This is a genomic window from Methylobacterium sp. 88A (genome assembly GCF_000376345.1).
Taxonomy (GTDB): Bacteria; Pseudomonadota; Alphaproteobacteria; order Rhizobiales; family Beijerinckiaceae; genus Methylobacterium; species Methylobacterium bullatum.
The window spans coordinates 3,029,883-3,051,736 of sequence record NZ_AQVT01000001.1; the positions used below are offsets into that span (position 1 = coordinate 3,029,883).

The following is a 21,854-nucleotide window of genomic DNA, read 5'->3' on the forward strand; positions in this document are numbered from 1 at the left end:
GGCACTCGGTGCGAGTGGCCCCCATTGCGGGGTGGGGAGAGATTGGTCGCTCACGCCACAGTGAGCACGAGCCGCCCGATTTCGGAGGCGTCTCTCGCGGGCGCCGTTGCCCACGTCGGGGCATTCGCACGGCGCGTGCCAGGTCGGATGATTCTGAGATGTCGCTGCAGCATCCCGTTTTTTCCCTAGGACGGTCCCGTTTCCACCTATGATTCCAGAGGTCTCGAGGGTTGCCGATGGTGCCTCTCCGATGATCGCTTGCGCAGGCGATAATCTCGAGGCTGCGTTGTTTGTAGGCACGACGCCGATTTGTGCAGGTCTAGCCGACAGCGTCGAACGACAGGCGATGCTTGCGGTGCGCCTGTCGGGCTGGCATCACCCACCACAATGACTGACACGCAATCTTCCGCCATCCAGCCTTTCGGCACCTACGCGCCCCGAGGGCTGGTGGCGCGTATCACCGACCGCACCGTGACGCTCTCCGGCAAGAGTTGGGCGGGGCGGCGCATCGGCTTCTTTCTGCGCCGGCTGGCCATCACGATGCTGCATGGACGGCCCCTCGACGTGGAGCGGTTCGGCGCCCGCATGCGGCTGCACCCCTACAATAACAATTGCGAGAAGAAGGTGCTGTTTACCCCGCAATTCTTCGACCCCGAAGAGCGGGCGCTGCTGGCCTCACGCCTGAAGCCGGGCTGCACCTTCCTCGATATCGGCGCGAATATCGGCGCCTACGCCCTCTTCGTCGCTGCTTTCGCCGGTCCGGGTGCTCGCATCCTCGCCGTCGAGCCGCAGCCCGACGTGTTCGACCGGTTGACCTACAACATCGCCCAGAACCCGTTCGGCACAGTGAAGGCGGTGGCCTGCGCAGTAGCCGACAAGGCCGGCGAACTGACGCTGTTCGTGGACCCACGCAACCGTGGCGAATCGAGCCTGAAGATCGTCGGCACCAACGAGGGCGCGCAGATCCGCGTGCCGGCGGTCACCCTGCTTGGGCTCGCCCAGGGCGAGGGCATTACCCGCATCGACGCGATCAAGCTCGATGTGGAGGGCGCCGAGGATCTGATCTTGGAGCCGTTCTTCCGCGAGGCGCCGGTCTCCCTGCACCCTCGTCTGCTCGTCATCGAGGATGGGACGGCACAATGGCAGATCGACCTCGTCGGTCTGCTCGAGGGCCGAGGTTATCGGCAGATCGCCCGCACTCGGCTGAACCTGATCTTCGAGCGGACGGTCGGCTGAGCACGCTCATCCATCCCATCGAACCACCTCATCCGGAGGTGCCCCGCGTATATGGGCCTCGAGGAGCTCTTTCGTTCGCTCAGGTCCGGCTGGAGCCTTTCTCATCGTCAGGTGCAACGGCACCTGACGATGAGGTGGAGATTGGGATAACCGAAGACGTCATCGCGGCTCCCGCACCCTACATCCCGGCCCACCGTCCGCTTCGCGGTGGGCCGCTGGGAACAGGCTTCCCCGGGGGGAAGCCTTCCACCGCTTAGAGCGGGATGTTGTCGTGCTTCTTCCAGGGCTGCTCCATCTCCTTGGTGCGGAGCATGCCGAGCGCCCGGGCGATGCGTTTGCGCGTCGAGTGGGGCATGATCACCTCGTCGATATAGCCGCGCTCGGCCGCGACGAAGGGCGAGAGGAAACGGTCCTCGTATTCGCTGGTCCGTGCCGCGATCTTGTCGGTATCGCCGATCTCGCTTCGGAAAATGATCTCGACCGCACCCTTGGCGCCCATCACCGCGATCTGTGCGGTCGGCCACGCGTAGTTGATGTCGGCACCCACGTGCTTGGAGGCCATCACGTCGTAGGCGCCGCCGAAGGCTTTGCGGGTGATGATCGTCACCAGCGGCACGGTGGCTTGGCTGTAAGCGAAGAGCAGCTTGGCGCCGTGCTTGATGAGGCCGCCGTATTCCTGGGCGGTGCCCGGAAGGAAGCCCGGCACGTCGACGAAGGTCACGATCGGGATCGAGAAGGCGTCGCAGAAGCGCACGAAGCGGGCCGCCTTGCGGGAGGCGTCCGAATCGAGCACGCCGGCCAGCACCATCGGCTGGTTGGCGACGAAACCGACGGTGCGGCCCTCGATGCGGCCGAAGCCCGTCATGATGTTGCGGGCATAGGTCGCCTGGATCTCGAAGAAATCGCCCTCGTCGGCCACGCGCCGGATCAACTCGCCCATGTCGTAGGGCTTGTTCGGGTTGTCCGGGATCAGGGTGTCGAGGGACTTGTCGAGGCGTAGGGGGTCGTCGAAGCTCTCGATCTCCGGCACGCCGTCGATGTTGTTGGCGGGCAGGAAGTCGACCAGGCGGCGGACCTGGAGCAGCGCCTCCACGTCGTTCTCGAACGAGCCGTCGGCGATAGAGGACTTGGTGGTGTGGACCTTGGCGCCGCCGAGTTCCTCGGCCGTGACCACTTCGTTGGTCACGGTCTTCACCACATCGGGGCCGGTGACGAACATGTAGCTCGTGTCGCGGACCATGAAGATGAAGTCGGTCATGGCCGGCGAGTAGACGTCGCCGCCCGCGCAGGGGCCCATGATGACGGAGATCTGCGGAATGACGCCGGAGGCGGCGACGTTGCGGCGGAACACCTCGCCGTAGCCTCCCAACGCCGCGACGCCTTCCTGGATGCGGGCGCCGCCGGCATCGAAGATGCCGATGATCGGGGCGCGCATCTTGAGCGCCATGTCCTGGACCTTGACGATCTTCGCGGCATGCGTTTCCGAGAGCGAGCCGCCGAAGACGGTGAAGTCCTTCGAGAACAGGAAGACGGTGCGCCCGTTGATGGTGCCCCAGCCGGTCACCACGCCGTCACCGGGGATCTTCTGCTTCTCCATCCCGAAATCGGTGGAGCGGTGCTGCACGAACATGTCGAATTCCTCGAACGACCCATGGTCGAGGAGGAGCTCGATGCGCTCGCGCGCCGTCAGCTTGCCACGCTTGTGCTGGGCCACGACGCGGTTTTCGCCGCCGCCGAGGCGAGCCTGAGCGCGCCGCTCTTCGAGCTTCTCGAGAATGTCCTTCATGCGCGGTGAGCCTTGAGATGGGTGCGAGGAATTGGCGCCATACCGCATGTTTGGGCATGGCTTGGCGGTTCAGAGTCAAAAGCGCCTTAGCACGGAGGGCAGGCAGCGAAAATGGATTTAACGGGCAAGCTTTGCCAACTCCGCCGCAGACTCGAATTCGGCCTTGCGCAGGACATGGCGCGCTTCCGCCTCGGCGTCGCTTCCCCAGACACTGGCCTGATAGGCCTCGTCCACATGCGCCGCCGCCCAGGATTCCTGCGGGGTCAGGCGTCCGTGCAGGGTGGCCAGCGCGATGAGGAGCGAGCCCGTGAGCGTGGTCATCGTGTGGAGCGCCGCCAGGCGGAACGGCCCGTCGACCGCTTCGATCGCGCCGCGCAAGGCGGTCACCGACGTCTCGGGCTGGGTGACGTGCATCACCCCCTCGCTGAGGATGAGGCGCGCATCGAAGGCCTCGCGTGCCCATTCGATCACCGGATCCCAGGCGCGGGCCTGATCGGCCACGAGGCGTTCCGGGTCGGCGGCGCGGTAGGCGACGAGATCCGTTCCGGCATAGGCCGAGAGGTCGTCGATCACCGCCTCGCGGCGGGGGGCGACGCCGTCGATGGCGGTGTTGGCGAGGCGCGTCAGCGGCATGGTCGATGGGTCGATGAACTCGACCTGCGCTGCCCATTCGGCGGCCACGGCCTCGGCCAGCGCCCGCGTCGGCAGGCGCAGCGGGTTGCGCGCCGGCGTGTTGGCGGACCGTCCATCGAGGGTTAGGCGAAACCCGCCGTCGTCGTCTGTGAGACCGGCCTCCGCGTAGAACCGCTTCGGCAGGGCGACACGCGTCTGCGCGCGCACGGCCCGGTGTGGGTCGTGAATGGGAGGGGCATCGGAGGCGCCGAGCCAGCCGGCGGGATCGTCGTTGCTCATGGGGCGGGGTTCTAGCGCATCACGCATCGGCCCGCGAGCGCTGAGCCGGGTCAGATCGCTGTTCCGGTACCGCGTCTAGTCGGGCGCGAGGCCGTCGATGCTGGTGCCCGCGCCGGACTCGCGAAAATTTCCCGAGAACATATCCGCCAGCGCGGAGGCGGTTTCCACCACGGTCACCGCCCCGGCTCCGAGCAAGGCACCCGGCGGGTGGTAGCCCCACGCGACACCGATGGCGGCCGCGCCGGCACTCACCGCCATGTCCATGTCGTAGGTGGTGTCTCCGATCATCACCGTGGTCTCCGGCAACGCGCCAACCTCGGCCATCGCCTGATGCAGCATCGCCGGGTCGGGCTTCGACGGTGCGTCGTCCGCAGTCTGGATGGTGGCGAAGACGTCGCCCCAGCCATGGCTTTCGATCAGACGGTCGACCCCGCGTCGGGATTTTCCCGTGGCGATCCCGAGCCGAAGGTCGTCGCGGGCGCGCAGGCGTTCGATCAAGTCGGCCATGCCCGGAAACAGAGGTTCCTCATAGGCCGCGTCCAGGCGAAGGGTGTTGAAGGCGCGCTTGTAGCTCTCGGACAGGCCCTCCACGGGTCCATCCTCGCCGACCAGGCGCCGGAAGGCCTGCGGCAGGGAGAGCCCGACGACGGAGAGGGCCACCGCACGCCCGGGCGCTTCAATGCCGTGTTCGGCGAAGGCCATGCCTTGCGCGGCGACGATGAGGTGCTGGCTGTCGACGAGAGTCCCGTCGACGTCGAAGACGACGAGTTTCACGGGACCGTCCCGCATGGCCGCATCACGGCTGGCGCCCCTGCGGCGATTGCTGGGCCGGAACCTGTCCGGGCTTCTGGCGCTCGTAGCCGAGCTTGCAGCGGATCAGGAAGCGACGTCGCACGCCGCCGCGCAGGCCGCGCGCATGCGACAACCGATTACAGCTGGCATAGGACCGTCGCCTGCGGTCGCCCGCCCGCACCTGCGATCCATGGCGGCCTACGGAGGGAGGCGGCGGTGCCTGATTCTGGGCCGCCGGAGCGGGAGCCGCTTTTGCCGCAGGACTCGGCGGATTCTGCTGTGGACCCGTCGCCTGCGCGACAGCCTCAGACGTCAGCGACGCTGATCCGAAGCACACGAACAGGCCGATCAGGGCGGTGCTGGCCATGGTCGCGAACGTCATCGGCATTGGTTCTCGCTGCAACGACGGGTGAGGTCGACCACAAGGATAAGGCATGGCGCCCGATTGCCAAGGCGCATCCGCGGGTCCTCCCCGCCGATGCGGCCAAAGCGGATCACGCCTCCGGCGCCTCGACGATGGGATCGTAGCGCGAGGCGTCGAAGCCCAGCAGGTTCCAGCTCTGCGCCATATGCGGCGGCAGCGGCGCCGTCACGTCCACCGGCTTCAGCGTGCGCGGATGCGGAATGACGATGCGGCGTGCCAGCAGGTGCAACCGGTTCTGGATACCTCCCGGCAAGGCCCAGTTCTCGACGCTGAAATATTTCGGATCCCCGACGATGGGATGGCCGATATGCGCGGCATGGGCGCGGAGCTGATGCGTGCGCCCGGTCACGGGCTTCAGTGAAAGCCAGGACAGCTTCTGCGCCGCATTGTCGACCATGGCGTAATAGGTCAGCGCATGGGCGGCGCCGTCGTCGCCGTGCTGGGCTACCCGCATCCGGGCGTCGCCGTCGGGGGCTTCCTCCTTGGCGAGGTAGGTCGAGATCCGGCCCTGAGGTACGCGCGGGACACCGGCGGTGAGCGCCCAGTAGACCTTGCGGGCGGACCGCGATCGGAAGCTCTTGGCGAGGGTTGCCGCCGCGAGGCGTGTCTTGGCGACGATGAGGCAGCCGGCGGTGTCCTTGTCGAGGCGGTGGACGAGGCGCGGCTTCTGCCCGTCCGGTCCGGTCAGGGCCTCCAGCAGCCCGTCCACGTGGCGCACGGTGCCGGAGCCGCCCTGGACCGCGAGGCCGAAGGGCTTGTTCAGCACCATCATGTCCGCATCCTCGTAGAGGATGAGCGAGCGCAGGAAGTCGGCGTCGGTGGCGTCACGCGCGACACTGCGCGGCCGTTCCGCCACGGGGTCGAGCTTGAGGGGCGGCACACGCACGCTCATGCCCGGCAGGAGGCGGTCGTTCGGCTTGGCGCGCTTGCCGTCCACCCGCAGCTCACCCTTGCGGACGATGCTCTGGACACGGGTGAAGGGCAGTTGCGGAAAGCGCGTGGTCAGGAAGCGGTCGATCCGCATCTCGGCCTCGTCCTCCTCGACGATCAGCGTCTGCACGCCGGAGGCGAGGGTCGCGGAGGCGGCCGCGCGCTGCTCGCGCCGGGTTGGTCCCTCGACCGCCGGTTCCGTGGGCTTGGCGCCGGTACGGCGCGGACGCGGCGCGTCGAAGGCTTTCGCCGCGACCTCGTTGCGGGGCGCCCGCGTCCGAGGAGAGCGGGGAACCGAGGCTTCGTCGTCGGCCGGCGTCTCAGGGGCATCGCCGGGGCGCCAGGGCGCGCGCTTGTCGGCCTCGCCGCGCAACTGCGCCGCGCGATGGGCGGCGTCGAGGGCGCTCGTGCGCGGGCCGGTGCCTTCGCGATCGGGCCTGCGGAACGCGCCGGGCTTGCCGGGACGGTAGGGCTTGCCGCCGCTGCCGGGCGGCCGGCCCTTGCCGGCGCCGGAACCTTTGCGTCCGGCATTGCCGCGTGATGGTGGTCTGGTGGTCATCGGGTGCTCGTAACACCCTCGCCCCTCTCGGCAAAGCGCTTCGAGAACGAAGCGCTGCGTGAACCGGAGGTCAGGCCGCGCGGCGACCCGCCTCAATCGTGAGGCCCGTCCCGACGGAGCCGAACGTGTCGCCGTCGACGACGCGGGCGTTCGGCACGCCCGCCACCAAAGCGGCGCGGACATGCGGCAGACCCGTCGACCCGCCGGTGAGGAACAGGGCGTCGATGCCCTCCGCCGGCAATCCCGCCTGGTTCAGGCAACGACCGATCCTTTCGGCGATGCGCCGCGAGAGCTCCTCCGTCTGAGCCACGAGGCCGGCATGGTCGAGAGTGGCGGCGAGGCCCGGCTCGACCCAGCCGAGGGCCACGCCGCCCTGGCCCGCATCCGAGGCTGCGATCTTGGCGCCCTCCACTTCCATCGCGAGGGAATGCCCGCGCTCGGCCTCCACGACGGTGTAGAGCCGAGCGATCAGGTCCGGCCGGCGCGCGTCACGGCGGACTTCCTCGATCTCGCGCAAGGTCTTGGCGTTGTAGAGCCGATTGATGCTCGACCAGGTGGCGAGATCGTGGAAATAGCCGCTCGGCACGTCGAGATCGCCCCGGTTCATCGGGCTGCCGAGGCCGAAGAGCGGCATCACCGTGCCGAGGCTGAGACGCCGGTCGAAGTCGGTGCCGCCGATGCGCACGCCGTCATTGGCGAGGATGTCGCCGGACCGGTCGACCTTGGCATGGCGCTCGGGGGAGAGCCGCACGATGGAGAAGTCCGACGTGCCGCCGCCGATATCGGCGATGAGCGCGATCTCCTCTCCCGTCACCTGCTGCTCGTAATCGAGCGCCGCCGCGATGGGCTCGTATTGGAACGAGACGTGGCGGAAGCCGATGCTCCGGGCGATCTCGCGCAGGGCATCCTCGGCACGGGCGTCGCCCTCCGGGTCGCCGTCGACGAAATGGACCGGGCGGCCGTGGACCACTGTGTCGATGGCCGTTCCGGCCTGCGCCTCGGCCCGCGTTTTCACGGCGGAGAGGTAACGGGCGATGACGTCGCGGAAGCGGATGCGCTCACGCCCCACCGGCGTCGTCTCCTCGAGCAGGGAGGAACCGAGCACCGATTTGAGGCTGCGCATCAGCCGGCCCGGTGTGCCCTCGACATACTCCGCCATGGCTGCGCGGCCGACGAGGGGCGTCCCACCCGGCGGGAAAAAGATCGCGCTGGGAATCGTGACGTGGTCGCCCTCCAGCCGCAGCAGGGCCGGCCGTCTCTCGGTAACGAGGCCGAGCGTGGTGTTGGACGTGCCGAAATCGAGGCCACAGGCCGCCATGTAAGATCTCCGGACGGTCTGTCCGTTGGAAAGGGGGGCCGCCGACCTACAGGCTGCGCTCCCCCGGGTCCACCGGTCTCAACGACCGAAATCGCCGGCCCGGCTCGCCTTCAACGCAGGGCTCCCACCGGTGAGCCGGCGCTTGAGCCGCACGATCGCTTCGCGCTGCAGCTCGCTCGCGGCGGAATGGGCGCTGGCGACTTGCGAGAGCATGTCGATGAAGTGCAGGCGCTCGGCCTCGGTCAGGTTGTCCCGCAGCAGGGGCAGCAATTCGTCGGCCACCAGCGAGAACGGCCGCCGGGCCTCGGTATAGGTCCAGGCTCGCTCGAACGTGGCTGAGATCGAATCGATCTGAAGCGGAGAATCCATGAATTCCAGAATCTTGGTTTTCTCGGCGGCGGTGACGGGGCTGCCCGTGCGCACCAGCTGGATCATGAGGATCACTGCAGCGAGCCTGACGTCCCGCACTCGCTTCAGCGGAGTGCCGATGATCTCCTCCAGGGTCGACTTTGCTCGGCGCTGAAGTCCCTTCGTGTCGCGATTGACCTCCCTCAGCGCCGTCGCGGTGCCATGTGCGCGGATGATCCAGAACAGGACGGCACCCACGATCCCGATCACTGCGACGATGACGACCATGTAAACGCGCCTTTCCCCGGAGCCGGGCCGGTCGGATGGTTGAATCGGCCGTGAGCATAGCGCCCTGGCTGCAGCGGCAAACCCCGAGGGACGTCCGACCCCGCGAAGGATCGCCAGGCCGCAACCGATTCGCAACCAGCCGATGCGAGCGTTCAGCCTTCCCCGAGATAGCGGTGGCGCAGGTGGCGCATGTAATCCTCGACACCCAGGGGCTTGCCGGTGGTGGCCACGAGCAGCTCGTCCGTCTCCAGGAAACTGCCACGCTGGTGGACGTTCTCGCGCAGCCACCCGCGCAAGGCGGTGAAATCGCCTCGCGCCAGATCGGCGGGGATGCCGGGCAGACTTTCGCGGGCGGCGCGGAACAGCTGCGCCGCCGCCATTGCGCCGAGGGTATAGGTCGGGAAATAGCCGAAGCTGCCGCCGGGCCAGTGGATATCCTGAAGGCAGCCGAGCCGGTCGCTCGGCACGACGATACCGAGCAAGTCGCGCATGCCTTCGTCGAACGCGCCCGGCAGATCGGCGATGGCGAGGTCGCCGGAGATCATCGCCGTTTCGAGGTCGTAGCGCAGGAGGATGTGCGCCGGATACGTCACCTCGTCGGCATCGACCCGAATCAGGCCCGGCTCCACCCGCGTGTAGAGGCAGTGCAGGTTCTCCGCGTCCCAGGCGCTCCCCTCGCCTGCGAAAACATCGCGCAGACGAGGCGCGAGATAGGCACAGAACTCGGCGGAGCGGCAGGCTTGCATCTCGATCAGAAGCGACTGGCTCTCGTGCAGGCTCATCCCTCGGGCATTCCCCACGGGCTGGTGCAGCCACGCAGACGGCCGCCCCTGCTCGTAGAGGGCGTGACCCGTCTCATGCAGCACGCCCATGAGAGCGCGGGTGGCGTCGGCCTCGTCGTAACGCGTGGTGATGCGCACGTCGTCGGTGGCCCCGCCGCAGAACGGGTGCAGGCTGATATCGAGGCGTCCGCGCTCGAAATCGAAACCGGCAGCGCGCATCAGCGTCAAACCCAGGGCCTTCTGCGCCTCCACCGGGAACGGTCCCGGCAGTGGCATCGGCGTCGGCATCATCGCCTGTCGGTCACGGATCGTCCCGATCAGGCCCGGCAGGGTCGCGCGAAGCTCGGAGAAGAGCGGGTCGATCACCGCCCGGCGCATGCCGGGATCGTAGCCGTCGAGGAGCGCGTCGTAGGGCGCGAGGCCCAGAGCGGCGCCCTTCGCCTCCCCGACCTCCCGTTGCAGGCGCAGGGTCTCGGCGAGATGAGGCGCCAGCGTCGCGAAGTCGGATGCCGCCCGCGCTTCCCGCCAGACCATCTCGGAGCGGGACGAGGCCTTGGAACTCGCGGCGACGAGATCGCCCGGCACGGCCGAGGCATGAAGGTAGGCGCGGCGCATCTCACGCAGGTTGGCCCGCTCCCAGGCACCAAGGCCGGCCTCGTCGTCCGAGGCCTGTGCGATCAGGTCACCGGTCTCGGCGGCGGTGAGGATCTCGTGGGCAATGACCCGCAACTGGGCGAGCTGCTCGGCCCGGCCTTCCGCCGCGCCCTTGGGCATCAGCGTCTGGGCGTCCCAACCGAGGATGCCTGCGGCATCCTCGACGGCGCCGATGCGGGCAAAGCGGGTAGCGAGGCTACGATAGGCGTGCATGGTCGTGGCTGTCCTTCTGGATGACTGAGCGCCGCCCTATCACGGGATTCAGGAGCGGACGACGAGATCAGCGCTCCTCGTCACGGCGCTGCTTCCTCAAGGCTTCCCAATGGGCGAGGCGGTCACCGTAGCGGGTCTCCATGCCCCGGTCGGTGGGCTCGTAGAAACGCTGCCGGCCGAGCGCTTCGGGCCAGTAATCCTGGCCCGAGAACGCATCCGGCTCGTCGTGGTCGTAGCGGTAGCCCTCGCCGTAACCGATCTTGCGCATGAGCTTGGTCGAGCCGTTGAGGATGGTCCGGGGCGGCGGCAGCGAGCCGTGCTCCTTGGCCACCCGCGTCGCGGCCTTGTAGGCATTGTAGACCGCGTTCGATTTCGGCGCGCAGGCGAGATAGACGGTGACCTGTGCCAGTGCGAGCTCACCCTCCGGCGAGCCGAGGAAGTCGAACGCATCCTTGGCGGCGGTGGCAACGACCAGGGCCTGCGGGTCGGCGAGCCCGATATCCTCCACCGCCATGCGCACGAGACGCCTTGCGATGAACAGCCTGTCCTCTCCACCGTCGAGCATGCGGCAGAGATAGTAGAGCGCCGCATCGGGGTCGGAACCGCGCACCGTCTTATGCAGGGCGCTGATGAGGTTGTAGTGGCCCTCCTGGCTCTTGTCGTAGATCGGCGCCCGGCGCTGGACGATATCCTGCAGGGTCGCGGCATCGAAGATCTCATCGCGCTTGGCCGAGCGCCAGACCTCTTCCGCCAGGGTCAGGCAGGCGCGCCCATCGCCATCGGCCATGCGGACGAGGACGCCGCGCGCTTCTTCGTCCAGCGGCAGCGGCCGTTCGGTCAACGCCTCGGCGCGAACCAGGAGCTTGGCGATGGCCGCATCGTCGAGGGAGCGGAACAGCAGGACGCGGGCGCGCGAGAGCAGCGCGGCATTGAGCTCGAAGGACGGGTTTTCGGTGGTGGCGCCGACGAGCGTCACGGTTCCATCTTCCATGACGGGGAGGAAAGCGTCGAGCTGCGCCCGGTTGAAGCGGTGGATCTCATCCACGAAGAGCAGCGTCCCCTGCCCCATCGTCCTGCGCTGGCGCGCCGCTTCGAAGACCTTCTTCAGGTCGGCGATACCGGAGAAGATCGCCGAGATCTGCTCGAACTTGAGATCGGTCTCGTGGGCCAGGAGACGCGCCACCGTGGTCTTGCCGGTGCCCGGCGGCCCCCAGAACACGAGCGAGCCGAAGGATTTTCCGCTGAGGAGCCGGGTCAGGGAGCCGTCCGGCCCGGTCAGGTGCTCCTGTCCCACCACCTCGGCGAGGGAGCGAGGGCGCAGTCGGTCGGCCAGCGGGCGCGGCGCATCGTTCTGCAGGCCGGCGGAAGCGAAGAGATCGGACATCGACGCATAGAAGACGTGGCCTGCGTCATCCCGCAATCCGCAAATGGCTCCGTCCCCGCGTTTCGGCGGATCTGCCCCGGTGCAGCGGATGCTCCTTGCCGTGGTCGAGGAGTGACCCGCCCGCCCCGTGGATGATGCATCTGGGCGGCCTTTTGGCTCCCCATGAGAACAGGATGAACAGGGTTTGGTCGAAGGTCAGTCGTGGCCATGCGATGGCCATGTCGTCGTCTCCCTCCGCCATGAGTTCGGCATGAGCCAGGCCGGGAACTGAGCCGCCTGGCTCTCCCGCGAGCGCATCCGGACGGATGACCCCGGATGCCGGCCGCGTGAACCGAAGTCAGACCCTACCCACCAAACACCGACGTCAGCACGGCGCCGCCCCGATTGATCGCGATCTCCCACATGCCCGAGCTTGACCGGGTCAGGCGCTCGAGGTCCTTGGTGGTGGTCACCGGGACGCCATTGATGGCGACGATCACGTCGCCGATCTGGAGGCCGGCGCGGGCTGCCATGGACCCTTCGTCGATGGACGAGACCGCGACGCCTTCGCTGGCGAAGTCCTTCTGCAACTCCTCGGCCACGGCCGGCGAGGTATTGACCAGGGTGGCCCCGAAGAAGGGCGAGCGCGTGCGCACCTTCACCGCGTCGCGCGGCCGCGTCTCGGGGGCAGAGGCGAGCTTGACCGAGACGGTGGAGGGGGCGGTGCCTCGCAGGATGCCGAACTTCGCGGTGCCGCTGATGCCTTTGAGGGCGAAGCGGTAGCCGAAGGCTTCCGGATCGTCGACGACCTTGTCGTCCACCGTGAGGATCAGGTCGCCGCGTTTCAGGCCGGCCTCTTCGGCCGGACTCTTCGGCTGCAGGCTCGCAACCAGGACCCCGGTCGGATGGTCGAGGCCCATGCTCTCGGCGATGTCGGGCGTGACGTTCTGCACCCGCGCCCCGAGCCAGGGGCGACGCACGGTGGTGGCGCCACCCTTGGCCGTCTCGACCACGGCGCGGACCATGCTGGTGGGAATGGCGAAGCCGATGCCGTGACTCCCCCCCGATTGCGAATAGATCGCCGTGTTGATGCCGACGAGCCGACCCTTGAGATCGACGAGTGCACCGCCGGAATTTCCCGGATTGATCGCGGCATCGGTCTGGATGAAGAACTGATAGTCGGATGAACCGACCTGGGTGCGCGCCAGGGCCGAGACGATGCCCTGCGTCACCGTCTGGCCGACCCCGAACGGGTTGCCGATGGCCATGACGAAGTCGCCGACCTCAAGAGCTTCCGAATCGCCCATGGGCATCGGTACGAGTCCGCCGACGGGGCTCTTGATCTTGATCACGGCGAGATCGGTTCGTGGATCGCGCAGGACGATGCTCGCCTCGAACTCCCGCCGATCGGAGAGCGAGACACGAACTTCGTTCATGTTGTCGATGACGTGGTTGTTGGTGATGACGAGGCCGGACTCATCGACGATGACGCCGGAGCCGAGCGACTTCTGCGCCCGCTCGCCCGGCATGCCCTGGCCGCGGCCCGAGCCCTGCTCACCGAAGAACCGGCGCATGAATTCGTCCATGGCGCTGCGCGATGTGCCGCGCTGCTCCACATGCGAGGCGTAGACGTTCACCACCGAGGGCGCCGCCCGCTTCACCACCGGTGCGAAGGAGAGATCGACCTCGCCCTTCGAACTCGGCACGGCCTTGGCCGGTGCATGCGCCTCCGGTGTCTTCATCATCTGCGCCTGGGCACTAGGCGAGACGGCGATGGTCGCGGTGACGAGGCAGGCGAGCAGCGGCCGATGAAACATCGCGATCTCCCGGATGGCAGGCGGCGGAGCCGCTGCAGAATCCGGGATATCTAGACGCGCCGGGGCGTCAGCGCGAGGGGTGTCACGGACGGCGGAGCGTTGCGGCGATGCGCCCTGCCCGGCGTGCGAGACTCGCGATGCAGCTCAACGAGGCATCGGCTGCCCGCTGCATCTCCGTAACTTGGAGGCGCAGGGCATCGGCCGGATTCTTCGCCGTCGACAGGGCTCGCCAATGCGCGAACGTGGCGATGCTCTCGTTGCGGACATAGGTCGTCAGCGTGTCGTTGGCGGCCGTGATCTCGGTCAACGCCGAGGCGGTGACGGCGACGGTGTTCGTCGGCGGCGAGGCGAGATCCTGGGCCGAGGCGATGGCGCTTTCGATCTCGGCGGGCAGAAGGGAATCCTCGGCCACCTCGCTCTCGCCTTGCGGGCTGTTGCCTGTAGGAGTGTGGCTCGTCGCCTCCTGCTCAGTGGCTGCGGTCACCACATCGGTGGCAGGTGGACTGTCCTGAGACGGGGCGTAGCCCACGGGGGCGGTTTCCGGAGCGGCGTGAATGACGTCCGCCATACCCTGTCCGGTCAATAGCGCATCCGGTGACACGGTCTCCATCAAGGTCTCAGGCGCTCGCAAGGTCTCACTCACGGGCAAGGCCTCAGGCTCGGTGGCAGCGACGTCGAGCGTGGATACTGAGACCGTCCCATCGTCCACAGCCAGGGTCTGCGAAACCGGCACCAGGTCGTCGGCAGTCGTGGCAGCCGCATCAGCGTTGGAAAGTCGCGCCGATTGTCCGGCCTTGCTTCCCCCGCGACCGATCGAGCGTGCTTGTCGGCGTGTGGCCATGATTCGCGTCCCCTTCGTGCACAATCGACCGCGCATGGCCCGGCCCCGGCGTGCGCCCGTGTTCCAGGCACGTTACCGCGTCCATGCCATTTGCGCGAACCGGCACCGGGCCAGTCCGCGCGGAGGGGCTAGGATCAGACGCTTTTGGCGGCGGACTGAGCCAGAGCGCCGAGATCCTTGACCTGAGATTGAAGCGTCGAAATCTGGCTGCGCAGGAACTGGCTCTGCAGCTCGAATGCCTCTTTCAGATCGCGGGTGCGCGCCAGCTTCTGGGCGAAGTCGAAGGTCGTGCTCGCATTGGACTGAACCTGGTCGAGGCCCTTGGCGATCACGGATTGGATCGCCCCATGCGCCGTCGTCGACGAGGTCTGGAACTGTTCGGCGGATTTCACCACCGTGCCGAGCAGGTTGGTCACAGCGGTGCGGGCCTGATCGACGCTCTTTTCCGCGAAGTCGCGCAATTCGGCCGGGATCTCATAGGTCGGCGCGTTCATGTCGTTCCTCACTGAATCAACGGGAGCGACACGGAATGGCGCGCCGCACCATCGATATGTTGCGGCGCAATATAAGAGTCAAGACGGGTTTCGAGCAAGTGCCCGTCTGTAGCTGCGCAATCCGGGCCCTCGTTCGCAATCAAACGAGAAGACGATAGGATTTGAACGTGCAGTCTCGGCAAGCACAGCGAGGGCCGTCAAACGAAAGGCGCGTAGTAATGACACGCCGGCGGCTGTGTTGTGAATGCGGGCAAGCAGGATGATTCCGCGCGACGGAGTCCGGCCGCAAAGCACCACCGCGCGGGGCTTGGGCGACGGCAGCTATCCTGGTTTTCGGAGAACGTCGGTCGGTATGGGCGATACGTTTCGCGCGATCCTTCGATAGAGTTCGCCGAGCGCATCCGCATGGGCGTCGATGGACATGGGAGTGTCCCAGTAATGGGCGTGAGCGGCGCGCCCGAGCATTTCCGCCTTAATCACGTCGAGATTCCGGAACGCGGTCGCGAGGGCTGCCCGCTCCGGCGCGACCACATAGCCGGTGACGCCGTCGATCACTTTCTCCGCGGCCCCGGACCTATCCGACGCGACTACCGGCAGCCCGACAGCCAGGGCCTCGTAGACAGTCAGAGGGCCGGTCTCGAACCACCGAGACGGCGCGGCCAGCGCCCTCGCTCGCCGAACGAGGATGGCGGATACCTCGTTCGGTGATCGCCATCCGAGCATCTCCACATGTGGCTGCGCCCGCAATTCCGCCTCCAGCGGGCCGGTGCCGATGAAGAGCGCCGGCATGCCGGCATCCCGCGCCGCCTCGGCGACGAGATCTGCACCTTTCTCGCGGGTCAAGCGGCCCACATAGGCGATGGCTTTCGCTGCCGCCGGATCGGCCCGCACTCCCTTCTCCACGCGCACGGGATTGTCGATGCGGTGATGGGTGATGGACAGGGAGCCGAGGAGATCGCCCATCCGACGGATGCTGGCATCGCAGACATGGACCACGTGGAGATGGCGGCGACGCAAGGCGCGGTTCTGGGTGATGCTCCGCCCGACCCGGATTGCCTTGTGAAGGCGGCTTTTCGGGTCGCAGGGAGCCACGACGCAGGATGCGGAGAGCGGCGTCAGCGCGCAAGGGCGATCCTGATCGAAGCGGTAATAGACGCCGTTGGGGCAGGCCAGGAAGTAATCGTGCAGGGTCACCACCAGCGGGATGCCGCTGTCGAGCAGGACGGGGAACACGCTCGGCGACAGGCTGCGGGTCCATTGATGCAGATGGACGATATCCACCGGTCGCGGGAGGGCGCCGAGTACGGCGCGCAAACGGGCGGCGGAATCCCGGCTCCAAATGCCGGACAGTGCCGCCTCCAGGACCGGGCGGTTCCAGATGTCGGTATTGCCGAGGCAGACCCGCCGAATTTTCGGATGATCGAGGAGCGGATCCGCCGTTCCCTCGATCGCCTGGATGAAGGTGACGTCCATCCCCGCTCTGGCGAGGCCGTACGCGGATTCCACCGCGACCTTCTCGGCACCGCCGCTCGCCACGGCGAACTCTGCGAGGATCACGATATGCATGGCCTGCCCGGAACCTCGGCCGGCCTCGGGGCCCGTCATGCCCATGCCGCGAAAGCGACGCTAGGGGCTATCGCCTCACGTCCGGTAAACGCCACCGACGGAGCGGCAAGCCGCCATGACGGCGGCGACGGAAGGGATCGGGCATCGTCTCCTCGCGTTGGTCAAGGTGATTCCGCCGCCCCTGGCGGCGGTCAGGCGAGCCAGAGGAGGCACCCATGTCAGACCCCAAGCCAACATCCACGTCGGACACCGACGAGAAGCGCCGTGTGGATCCGGCGCCCAGCAATGACAAGACGAATCCCGAAAATCATCAGGACGAAATGAGCCAGCGACTGGACGAGGCGCTGGAAGAGACCTTCCCGTCCAGCGACCCGGTCTCGGTTAAGATCACAAAGTAATCGACCTTAGGGACGAAAGACGCCAAAGCCGAGATGCGGGCCATCTCGGCTTTGGTATCAATCCGCTGTCGGGCGGTCGCGCATCAGACTTCGCGCGACACCATCATCTTCTTGATCTCGGCGATGGCCTTTGCCGGGTTCAGGCTTTTCGGGCAGGCATTGGCGCAGTTCATGATCGTGTGGCAGCGGTAGAGCCGGAACGGATCGTGAAGGGCATCAAGGCGTTCGCCGGTATTCTCGTCGCGGCTGTCGATGAGCCAGCGGTAGGCCTGCAACAGGGCCGCTGGGCCGAGGAAGCGGTCGCCGTTCCACCAGTAGCTCGGACAGGACGTCGTGCAGCAGGCGCACAGAATGCACTCGTAGAGGCCGTCGAGCTGGGCGCGATCCTCCGGGGTCTGCTTCCATTCGCCTTCGGGCGCAGGCGTCTCGGTCTGGAGCCACGGCTCGACCGAGGCGTGCTGGGCGAAGAAGTTTGTGAGGTCGGGGACGAGATCCTTGAGGACCGGCATGTGCGGCAGCGGGTAGATCCGCACCGCGCCGGTCTTCTTGCCCTTCGCATGCTCCTGGCATTCGTCGATACCCATGGTGCAGGCGAGCGCATTCTGGCCCTCGATGTTCATGGCGCAAGAGCCGCAGATGCCCTCGCGGCAGGAGCGGCGGAACACCAGGGTCGAATCGACCTTGGCCTTGATCCATAGGAGGGCGTCGAGGACCATCGGCCCGCAATCGTCGCGGTCGACCTGATAGACGTCGACCCGCGGATTTGCGCCGTCATCCGGGTTCCAGCGGTAGATCCGGAATTCCTGAAGATTGTTGCCCCCCGTCGGCCGTGGCCAAGTCTTGCCTTCGGTGATCTGGGAGTTTTTGGGAAGGTTGAATTGGGCCATGGTTCGAGGTGCCTAAATCCGTCTCGTGAGTACCATCGTCGGGAGAAATCTCAGTCTTTTCCCTAGTAAACACGAGCCTTTGGCTCGATGTACTGAATTTCGTTTGACATTGTATACGTATGAACCGGGCGGTAATCGATATTCACCTGCTGGGACTTGTCGTCGAGCCACGAAAGGGTGTGCTTCATCCACTCCTTGTCGTCGCGATCGGGGAAGTCCTCGCGGGCATGCGCCCCGCGGCTTTCCTTGCGGTTGGCCGCCGATTCCATGGTGACGACGGCCTGACCGATCAGGTTGTCGAATTCCAGGGTCTCGAGCAGATCGGTGTTCCAGATCAGAGAGCGGTCGGTGATCTTGATATCGGACTCGCCTTGCCAGACCTTGTGAATCAGAGCCTTGCCTTCTTCCAGCACTTCGCCGGTGCGGAAGACGGCGCAGTTGTTCTGCATAGTCTTCTGCATCTCGGCGCGCAGTTCCGCCGTCGGCGTGCCGCCATTCGCGTAACGGAAGCGGTCGAGGCGGGCGAGCGCCTTGTCGGCGGAATCCTTCGGCAGGTCCATCTGGCGGGCGCCGGGCTCGACGATCTCGGCGCAGCGCAGGCCGGCGGCCCGGCCGAACACCACGAGGTCGATGAGCGAGTTCGAGCCGAGGCGGTTGGCGCCATGCACGGAGACGCAAGCCGCTTCGCCCAGAGCCATCAGACCCGGCACCACCGTATCGGGATTGCCGTTCTTCAGGGTCAGCACCTCACCATGATAGTTCGTGGGGATGCCGCCCATGTTGTAATGGACTGTCGGCAGGACCGGGATCGGCTCCTTGGTGACGTCGACGCCCGCGAAGATCTTCGCCGATTCCGAGATGCCCGGAAGGCGCTGATGCAGAATCGCCGGATCGAGGTGGTCGAGGTGCAGGTAGATGTGGTCGCTCGTCTTGCCAACGCCGCGGCCGGCACGGATCTCCATGGTCATCGAGCGCGAGACCACGTCGCGCGAGGCCAGATCCTTGGCGCTGGGAGCATAGCGCTCCATGAAGCGCTCGCCCTCGGAATTGGTCAGGTAGCCGCCCTCGCCGCGGGCGCCTTCGGTGATGAGGCAGCCGGCGCCGTAGATGCCGGTGGGATGGAACTGCACGAATTCCATGTCCTGCAGCGGCAGGCCGGCGCGCAGCACCATGGCGTTACCGTCGCCCGTGCAGGTATGGGCAGAGGTCGCCGAGAAGTAAGAGCGGCCGTAGCCGCCGGTGGCCAGGATCGTCATCTGGGCGCGGAAGCGATGGATCTCACCCGAGGCCTGATCGATGGCGATGACGCCAAGGCAGCGGCCCTCCTCGTCCATGATGAGGTCGAGCGCGAAGTACTCGATGAAGAAGTTGGTATGGTTCTTCACCGCTTGGCCGTAGAGCGTGTGGAGCATGGCGTGGCCGGTGCGGTCAGCCGCCGCGCAGGTGCGCTGGGCGGTGCCCTTGCCGTAATCGGTGGTCATGCCGCCGAAGGGGCGCTGATAGATCTTGCCTTCCTCGGTGCGCGAGAACGGTACGCCCCAGTGTTCGAGCTCGTACACCGCTGCGGGCGCGTTGCGCACGAGGTACTCGATAGCGTCTTGGTCGCCGAGCCAGTCCGACCCCTTCACGGTGTCGTACATGTGCCAGCGCCAATCGTCGGGCCCCATATTGCCAAGGGAAGCCGAGATGCCGCCCTGCGCCGCCACGGTGTGCGAGCGCGTTGGGAATACCTTCGAGATGCAGGCCGTACGCAGGCCGGCCTGCGAGCAGCCCACGGTGGCGCGCAGACCAGCGCCGCCGGCGCCGACGATCACAACGTCGAACGTATGGTCGATGATGGAATAGGCCGGCGCGCCGTTGCCGTTGGTTCCGTTGGTGGCCATGGGCAGATCCTTCGGGTTCTGGGGCGGGTCAGACGAGCTTGCCGAGGCTCACGCGCAGGATTGCGTAGAGGCAGGCAACGGCGACGACGACCGCGTAGGCATTGTTGGCGAACAGGCTGGCGAGCTTCAGTCCCTTGGCGTGGACGTAATCCTCGATGATGACCTGCATGCCGATCCTCATGTGGAGCGTGACCGAGATCACGGCGAGGATCAGGACGAGCGCGACGAGCGGGTGCGACATCAGCGCGACCGCTTCCGGGTACGAGCGGTTGGCCATCATCGCGACGATCACCACGAAGGCGAGCATCAGCGGGGCGTTGGCGGCGGCGGTGAGGCGCTGCTGCCAGAAGTGACCGGCCCCGTGGCCGGAAGCACCGAGGCCCTTCACCCGGGCGCGTGGGGTCCGCATGGTCACGTTCGTGTTCTGACGGTTGTCTGCCATGGGGATCGCTCCTCAGCGTAAGATGAGGGCAAGCGCCCAGATCAGGACGGTCAGGATCACGGAGCCGATCAGAGTGGCGCGGGCGAGGCCCATGCGCTGCTCGCGGTCGAAGCCGTAGCCGAAATCCCAGATGAAATGGCGCAGGCCACCCAGCATGTGATGCATCAGGATCCAGGTGTAGACGAATAGGACCAGCTTCCCGATGATCGAGCCGAAGAACCACGCTACCCAGCCATAGGCCGCCGGACCGGAGGCGAGCGCCACGAGCCAGATGGCCACCAGAGCGGTGCCGCCGTACAGCGCGGTGCCGGTGATGCGGTGGAACACCGACATCGCCATGGTCCAGGTCCATCGGTAGATCTGGAGATGGGGCGAGAGCGGCTGGGCGACCGTGGGGCGGACGGTAGGTGCCATTCTGCGAAAGTCCTCGGCGTTGTGGTGCCAATGCCAGCAGGGATGCTGCTCAGATTGGACCGTCTCTAAAGGGGTACGGCCCACGCGCCAATGCGCAAGCCGTATCGATGTGCATTGCGGTGTGACACACTCAGCTGATCGTCATTCGGCTCGCGCTCATGGAAAACGGCCCAGAATGTTCCACCAGAGGTAGTCCAGCGGAGCGATGACGAAGAGTGAGGCGAGGCCGACCACGAGGGTCAGGATCGTCGCCGACCGGAGCGGTACCCGCCCCAGATCCATTGCCATCACGATGGGTGGGGCTTGGTAGGGCAGGAACAGGGTCGAGTATCCCACGACCTGGATCATCACCACGTTGGCGAGGTCCAGTCCGCTCGCGCGCGACATCTCGCCGGCCAAGGCCGTGTAGAGGGCCGGAGCGCCATTGGCCGTGACGACGATCGCGAAGAGCGACGCAATGGCCGTCAGCACGCCGAAATTCTGGCCCGGCGCTCCGGGTTCCAGGGGCGCGACCGCGAGCAGAGCATGGCCCAGCCTGGAGCCCAGACCCGTCTCGTTGACCACCGCCACCAGTCCCAGGAGCGCGGCGACGTAGAAGCAGGTCCGCAGGTTCACCGCGCCGAAGGCTTCCGCAGGCAACACGCCGATGCGGGGAAGGAGGCAGATCACCGCCGCCGTCAACCCGACCCAGGCCGGGGCGATATGGTGGAGGCTGTCCGTCACCCAGAAGGCCAAAGTCAGACCAAGAATGATCGTGAGTCGCCGCTCCTCCGGCGAGAATGCCAGTGCGGGCTCGTCCGTATCCACGGCGGCGGCGCTCATCCGGTCCGGGAACAAGCGCACGATGGCTGCCACGAGGATCATGCCCTTCACGCCGGCGAGGACGGGTGCGTGGAGCAGAAGGTAGGGCAGATAGGCGAGGTGCAGGCCGTATTGCGTCTCTGCGGTGCCAGCCATGACGAGGTTGGGGACGTTGGCGGGCAGGATCGCCGCGGACAAGAGCGGCGTCGCCAGGGCTACCGCGAGGACCGCCCCGCTCCGGCCGGGGCGACCGGGCCCCAGGCCGAACGCGTCACAGAGCGCCAACACCACCGGGATCATCAGCGCAATGCGCCCGAGGTTCGAGGGCATCACGAAGGCAAGGGCAAAGGACAGGGTGACGACGGCGCCGATGAAGCCCGTGTAGGAGCCCGATAGCCGGCCGGCCAGGCTGCGCGCCAGACGGGTGCCGAGGCCGGTCCGGGTGATCGCGAGGCCGACCACCATCCCGCTCAGCACGAGCCAGAAGGCCGACGAGGAGAAGCCGGAAAAGACAGTCGATGCAGGCGCGAGCTTCAGAAGCATCGCGGCGGCAAAGAACAGCATCGCCGTGACCACCTCGGCAACGATGCCGGTCGCCCACAGGCCCATGCAAACGACGAGCAACATCCCGGTCACGAGAACCGTCTGTTCATCTGCGAGGATGGACGCCGCCTGCATCTGCGGGGAATGCTCCGCTGGAGCCGGG

20 protein-coding genes are annotated in these 21,854 nt (G+C 66.8%); 2 read left to right on the forward strand and 18 right to left on the reverse strand.

Annotation, left to right across the window (positions count from 1 at the left end; genetic code table 11):
- The first annotated feature begins 387 nt into the window (after positions 1-387).
- The gene (locus tag A3OM_RS0114580; protein ID WP_026176050.1) at positions 388-1,236 is read left to right on the forward strand and encodes an FkbM family methyltransferase; all 849 of its coding nucleotides are present in this window, start codon (positions 388-390) and stop codon (positions 1,234-1,236) included.
- Between the two features lie 253 nt (positions 1,237-1,489).
- On the opposite strand, the gene A3OM_RS0114585 is transcribed toward A3OM_RS0114580, so the two are convergent.
- The 13 genes from A3OM_RS0114585 to A3OM_RS24070 all read right to left on the reverse strand — a co-directional run bounded on the left by A3OM_RS0114585 (position 1,490) and on the right by A3OM_RS24070 (position 16,323).
- Positions 1,490-3,022 carry an acyl-CoA carboxylase subunit beta gene (locus A3OM_RS0114585; RefSeq protein ID WP_018044502.1) on the reverse strand — a complete coding sequence of 511 codons (1,533 nt, stop codon included), beginning with the start codon at positions 3,020-3,022 and terminating at the stop codon, positions 1,490-1,492.
- A 117-nt stretch (positions 3,023-3,139) separates the two neighbouring features.
- Positions 3,140-3,934: an ATP12 family protein gene (locus tag A3OM_RS0114590; protein ID WP_018044503.1), complete on the reverse strand. Its 795-nt coding sequence runs from the start codon at positions 3,932-3,934 to the stop codon at positions 3,140-3,142.
- Between the two features lie 75 nt (positions 3,935-4,009).
- A complete protein-coding gene (locus A3OM_RS0114595; RefSeq protein WP_018044504.1) occupies positions 4,010-4,723 on the reverse strand; it encodes an HAD-IA family hydrolase in 714 nt (237 codons plus the stop codon).
- Between the two features lie 7 nt (positions 4,724-4,730).
- A complete protein-coding gene (locus A3OM_RS26600) occupies positions 4,731-4,859 on the reverse strand; it encodes a hypothetical protein (RefSeq protein WP_280790499.1) in 129 nt (42 codons plus the stop codon).
- Positions 4,860-5,220: 361 nt separating this feature from the next.
- The gene (locus tag A3OM_RS0114605) at positions 5,221-6,639 is read right to left on the reverse strand and encodes an RluA family pseudouridine synthase (protein ID WP_018044506.1); all 1,419 of its coding nucleotides are present in this window, start codon (positions 6,637-6,639) and stop codon (positions 5,221-5,223) included.
- Positions 6,640-6,709: 70 nt separating this feature from the next.
- Complete coding sequence (locus A3OM_RS0114610; protein ID WP_018044507.1) at positions 6,710-7,957, reverse strand: Hsp70 family protein; 1,248 nt, start codon at positions 7,955-7,957, stop codon at positions 6,710-6,712.
- A gap of 78 nt (positions 7,958-8,035) precedes the next feature.
- The gene (locus A3OM_RS0114615) at positions 8,036-8,593 is read right to left on the reverse strand and encodes a TerB family tellurite resistance protein (RefSeq protein WP_018044508.1); all 558 of its coding nucleotides are present in this window, start codon (positions 8,591-8,593) and stop codon (positions 8,036-8,038) included.
- A 152-nt stretch (positions 8,594-8,745) separates the two neighbouring features.
- Positions 8,746-10,242, reverse strand: a complete 1,497-nt coding sequence (locus A3OM_RS0114620; protein WP_018044509.1) for a carboxypeptidase M32 — start codon at positions 10,240-10,242, stop codon at positions 8,746-8,748.
- 67 nt (positions 10,243-10,309) lie between these two features.
- Positions 10,310-11,626, reverse strand: coding sequence for a replication-associated recombination protein A (locus A3OM_RS0114625; RefSeq protein ID WP_026176052.1), 1,317 nt, complete (start codon positions 11,624-11,626; stop codon positions 10,310-10,312).
- A 344-nt stretch (positions 11,627-11,970) separates the two neighbouring features.
- On the reverse strand, positions 11,971-13,422 hold the full coding sequence (locus A3OM_RS0114635; protein WP_018044512.1) for a DegQ family serine endoprotease: 1,452 nt from the start codon (positions 13,420-13,422) through the stop codon (positions 11,971-11,973).
- Positions 13,423-13,504: 82 nt separating this feature from the next.
- The gene (locus A3OM_RS24065; protein WP_157196489.1) at positions 13,505-13,990 is read right to left on the reverse strand and encodes a hypothetical protein; all 486 of its coding nucleotides are present in this window, start codon (positions 13,988-13,990) and stop codon (positions 13,505-13,507) included.
- A gap of 407 nt (positions 13,991-14,397) precedes the next feature.
- Positions 14,398-14,757: a phasin gene (locus A3OM_RS0114645; RefSeq protein ID WP_018044514.1), complete on the reverse strand. Its 360-nt coding sequence runs from the start codon at positions 14,755-14,757 to the stop codon at positions 14,398-14,400.
- 321 nt (positions 14,758-15,078) lie between these two features.
- Positions 15,079-16,323, reverse strand: a complete 1,245-nt coding sequence (locus A3OM_RS24070; RefSeq protein ID WP_081612744.1) for a glycosyltransferase — start codon at positions 16,321-16,323, stop codon at positions 15,079-15,081.
- Between the two features lie 215 nt (positions 16,324-16,538).
- On the opposite strand from A3OM_RS24070, the gene A3OM_RS0114655 reads away from it, so the two are divergent.
- A complete protein-coding gene (locus A3OM_RS0114655; protein WP_018044516.1) occupies positions 16,539-16,721 on the forward strand; it encodes a hypothetical protein in 183 nt (60 codons plus the stop codon).
- Positions 16,722-16,804: 83 nt separating this feature from the next.
- Here A3OM_RS0114655 and A3OM_RS0114660 read toward each other — a convergent pair whose 3' ends face one another.
- The 5 genes from A3OM_RS0114660 to A3OM_RS0114680 form a co-directional block, all read right to left on the reverse strand.
- Complete coding sequence (locus A3OM_RS0114660) at positions 16,805-17,608, reverse strand: succinate dehydrogenase iron-sulfur subunit (protein ID WP_018044517.1); 804 nt, start codon at positions 17,606-17,608, stop codon at positions 16,805-16,807.
- Positions 17,609-17,670: 62 nt separating this feature from the next.
- The gene (gene sdhA / locus A3OM_RS0114665) at positions 17,671-19,491 is read right to left on the reverse strand and encodes a succinate dehydrogenase flavoprotein subunit (protein ID WP_018044518.1); all 1,821 of its coding nucleotides are present in this window, start codon (positions 19,489-19,491) and stop codon (positions 17,671-17,673) included.
- A gap of 28 nt (positions 19,492-19,519) precedes the next feature.
- Positions 19,520-19,933 (reverse strand): succinate dehydrogenase, hydrophobic membrane anchor protein, encoded by a 414-nt coding sequence (sdhD, locus tag A3OM_RS0114670; protein WP_018044519.1) that lies wholly within the window; start codon positions 19,931-19,933, stop codon positions 19,520-19,522.
- A gap of 12 nt (positions 19,934-19,945) precedes the next feature.
- A complete protein-coding gene (gene sdhC / locus A3OM_RS0114675) occupies positions 19,946-20,347 on the reverse strand; it encodes a succinate dehydrogenase, cytochrome b556 subunit (protein WP_018044520.1) in 402 nt (133 codons plus the stop codon).
- 156 nt (positions 20,348-20,503) lie between these two features.
- On the reverse strand, positions 20,504-21,826 hold the full coding sequence (locus A3OM_RS0114680; RefSeq protein WP_018044521.1) for an SLC13 family permease: 1,323 nt from the start codon (positions 21,824-21,826) through the stop codon (positions 20,504-20,506).
- Positions 21,827-21,854 lie beyond the last annotated feature (28 nt).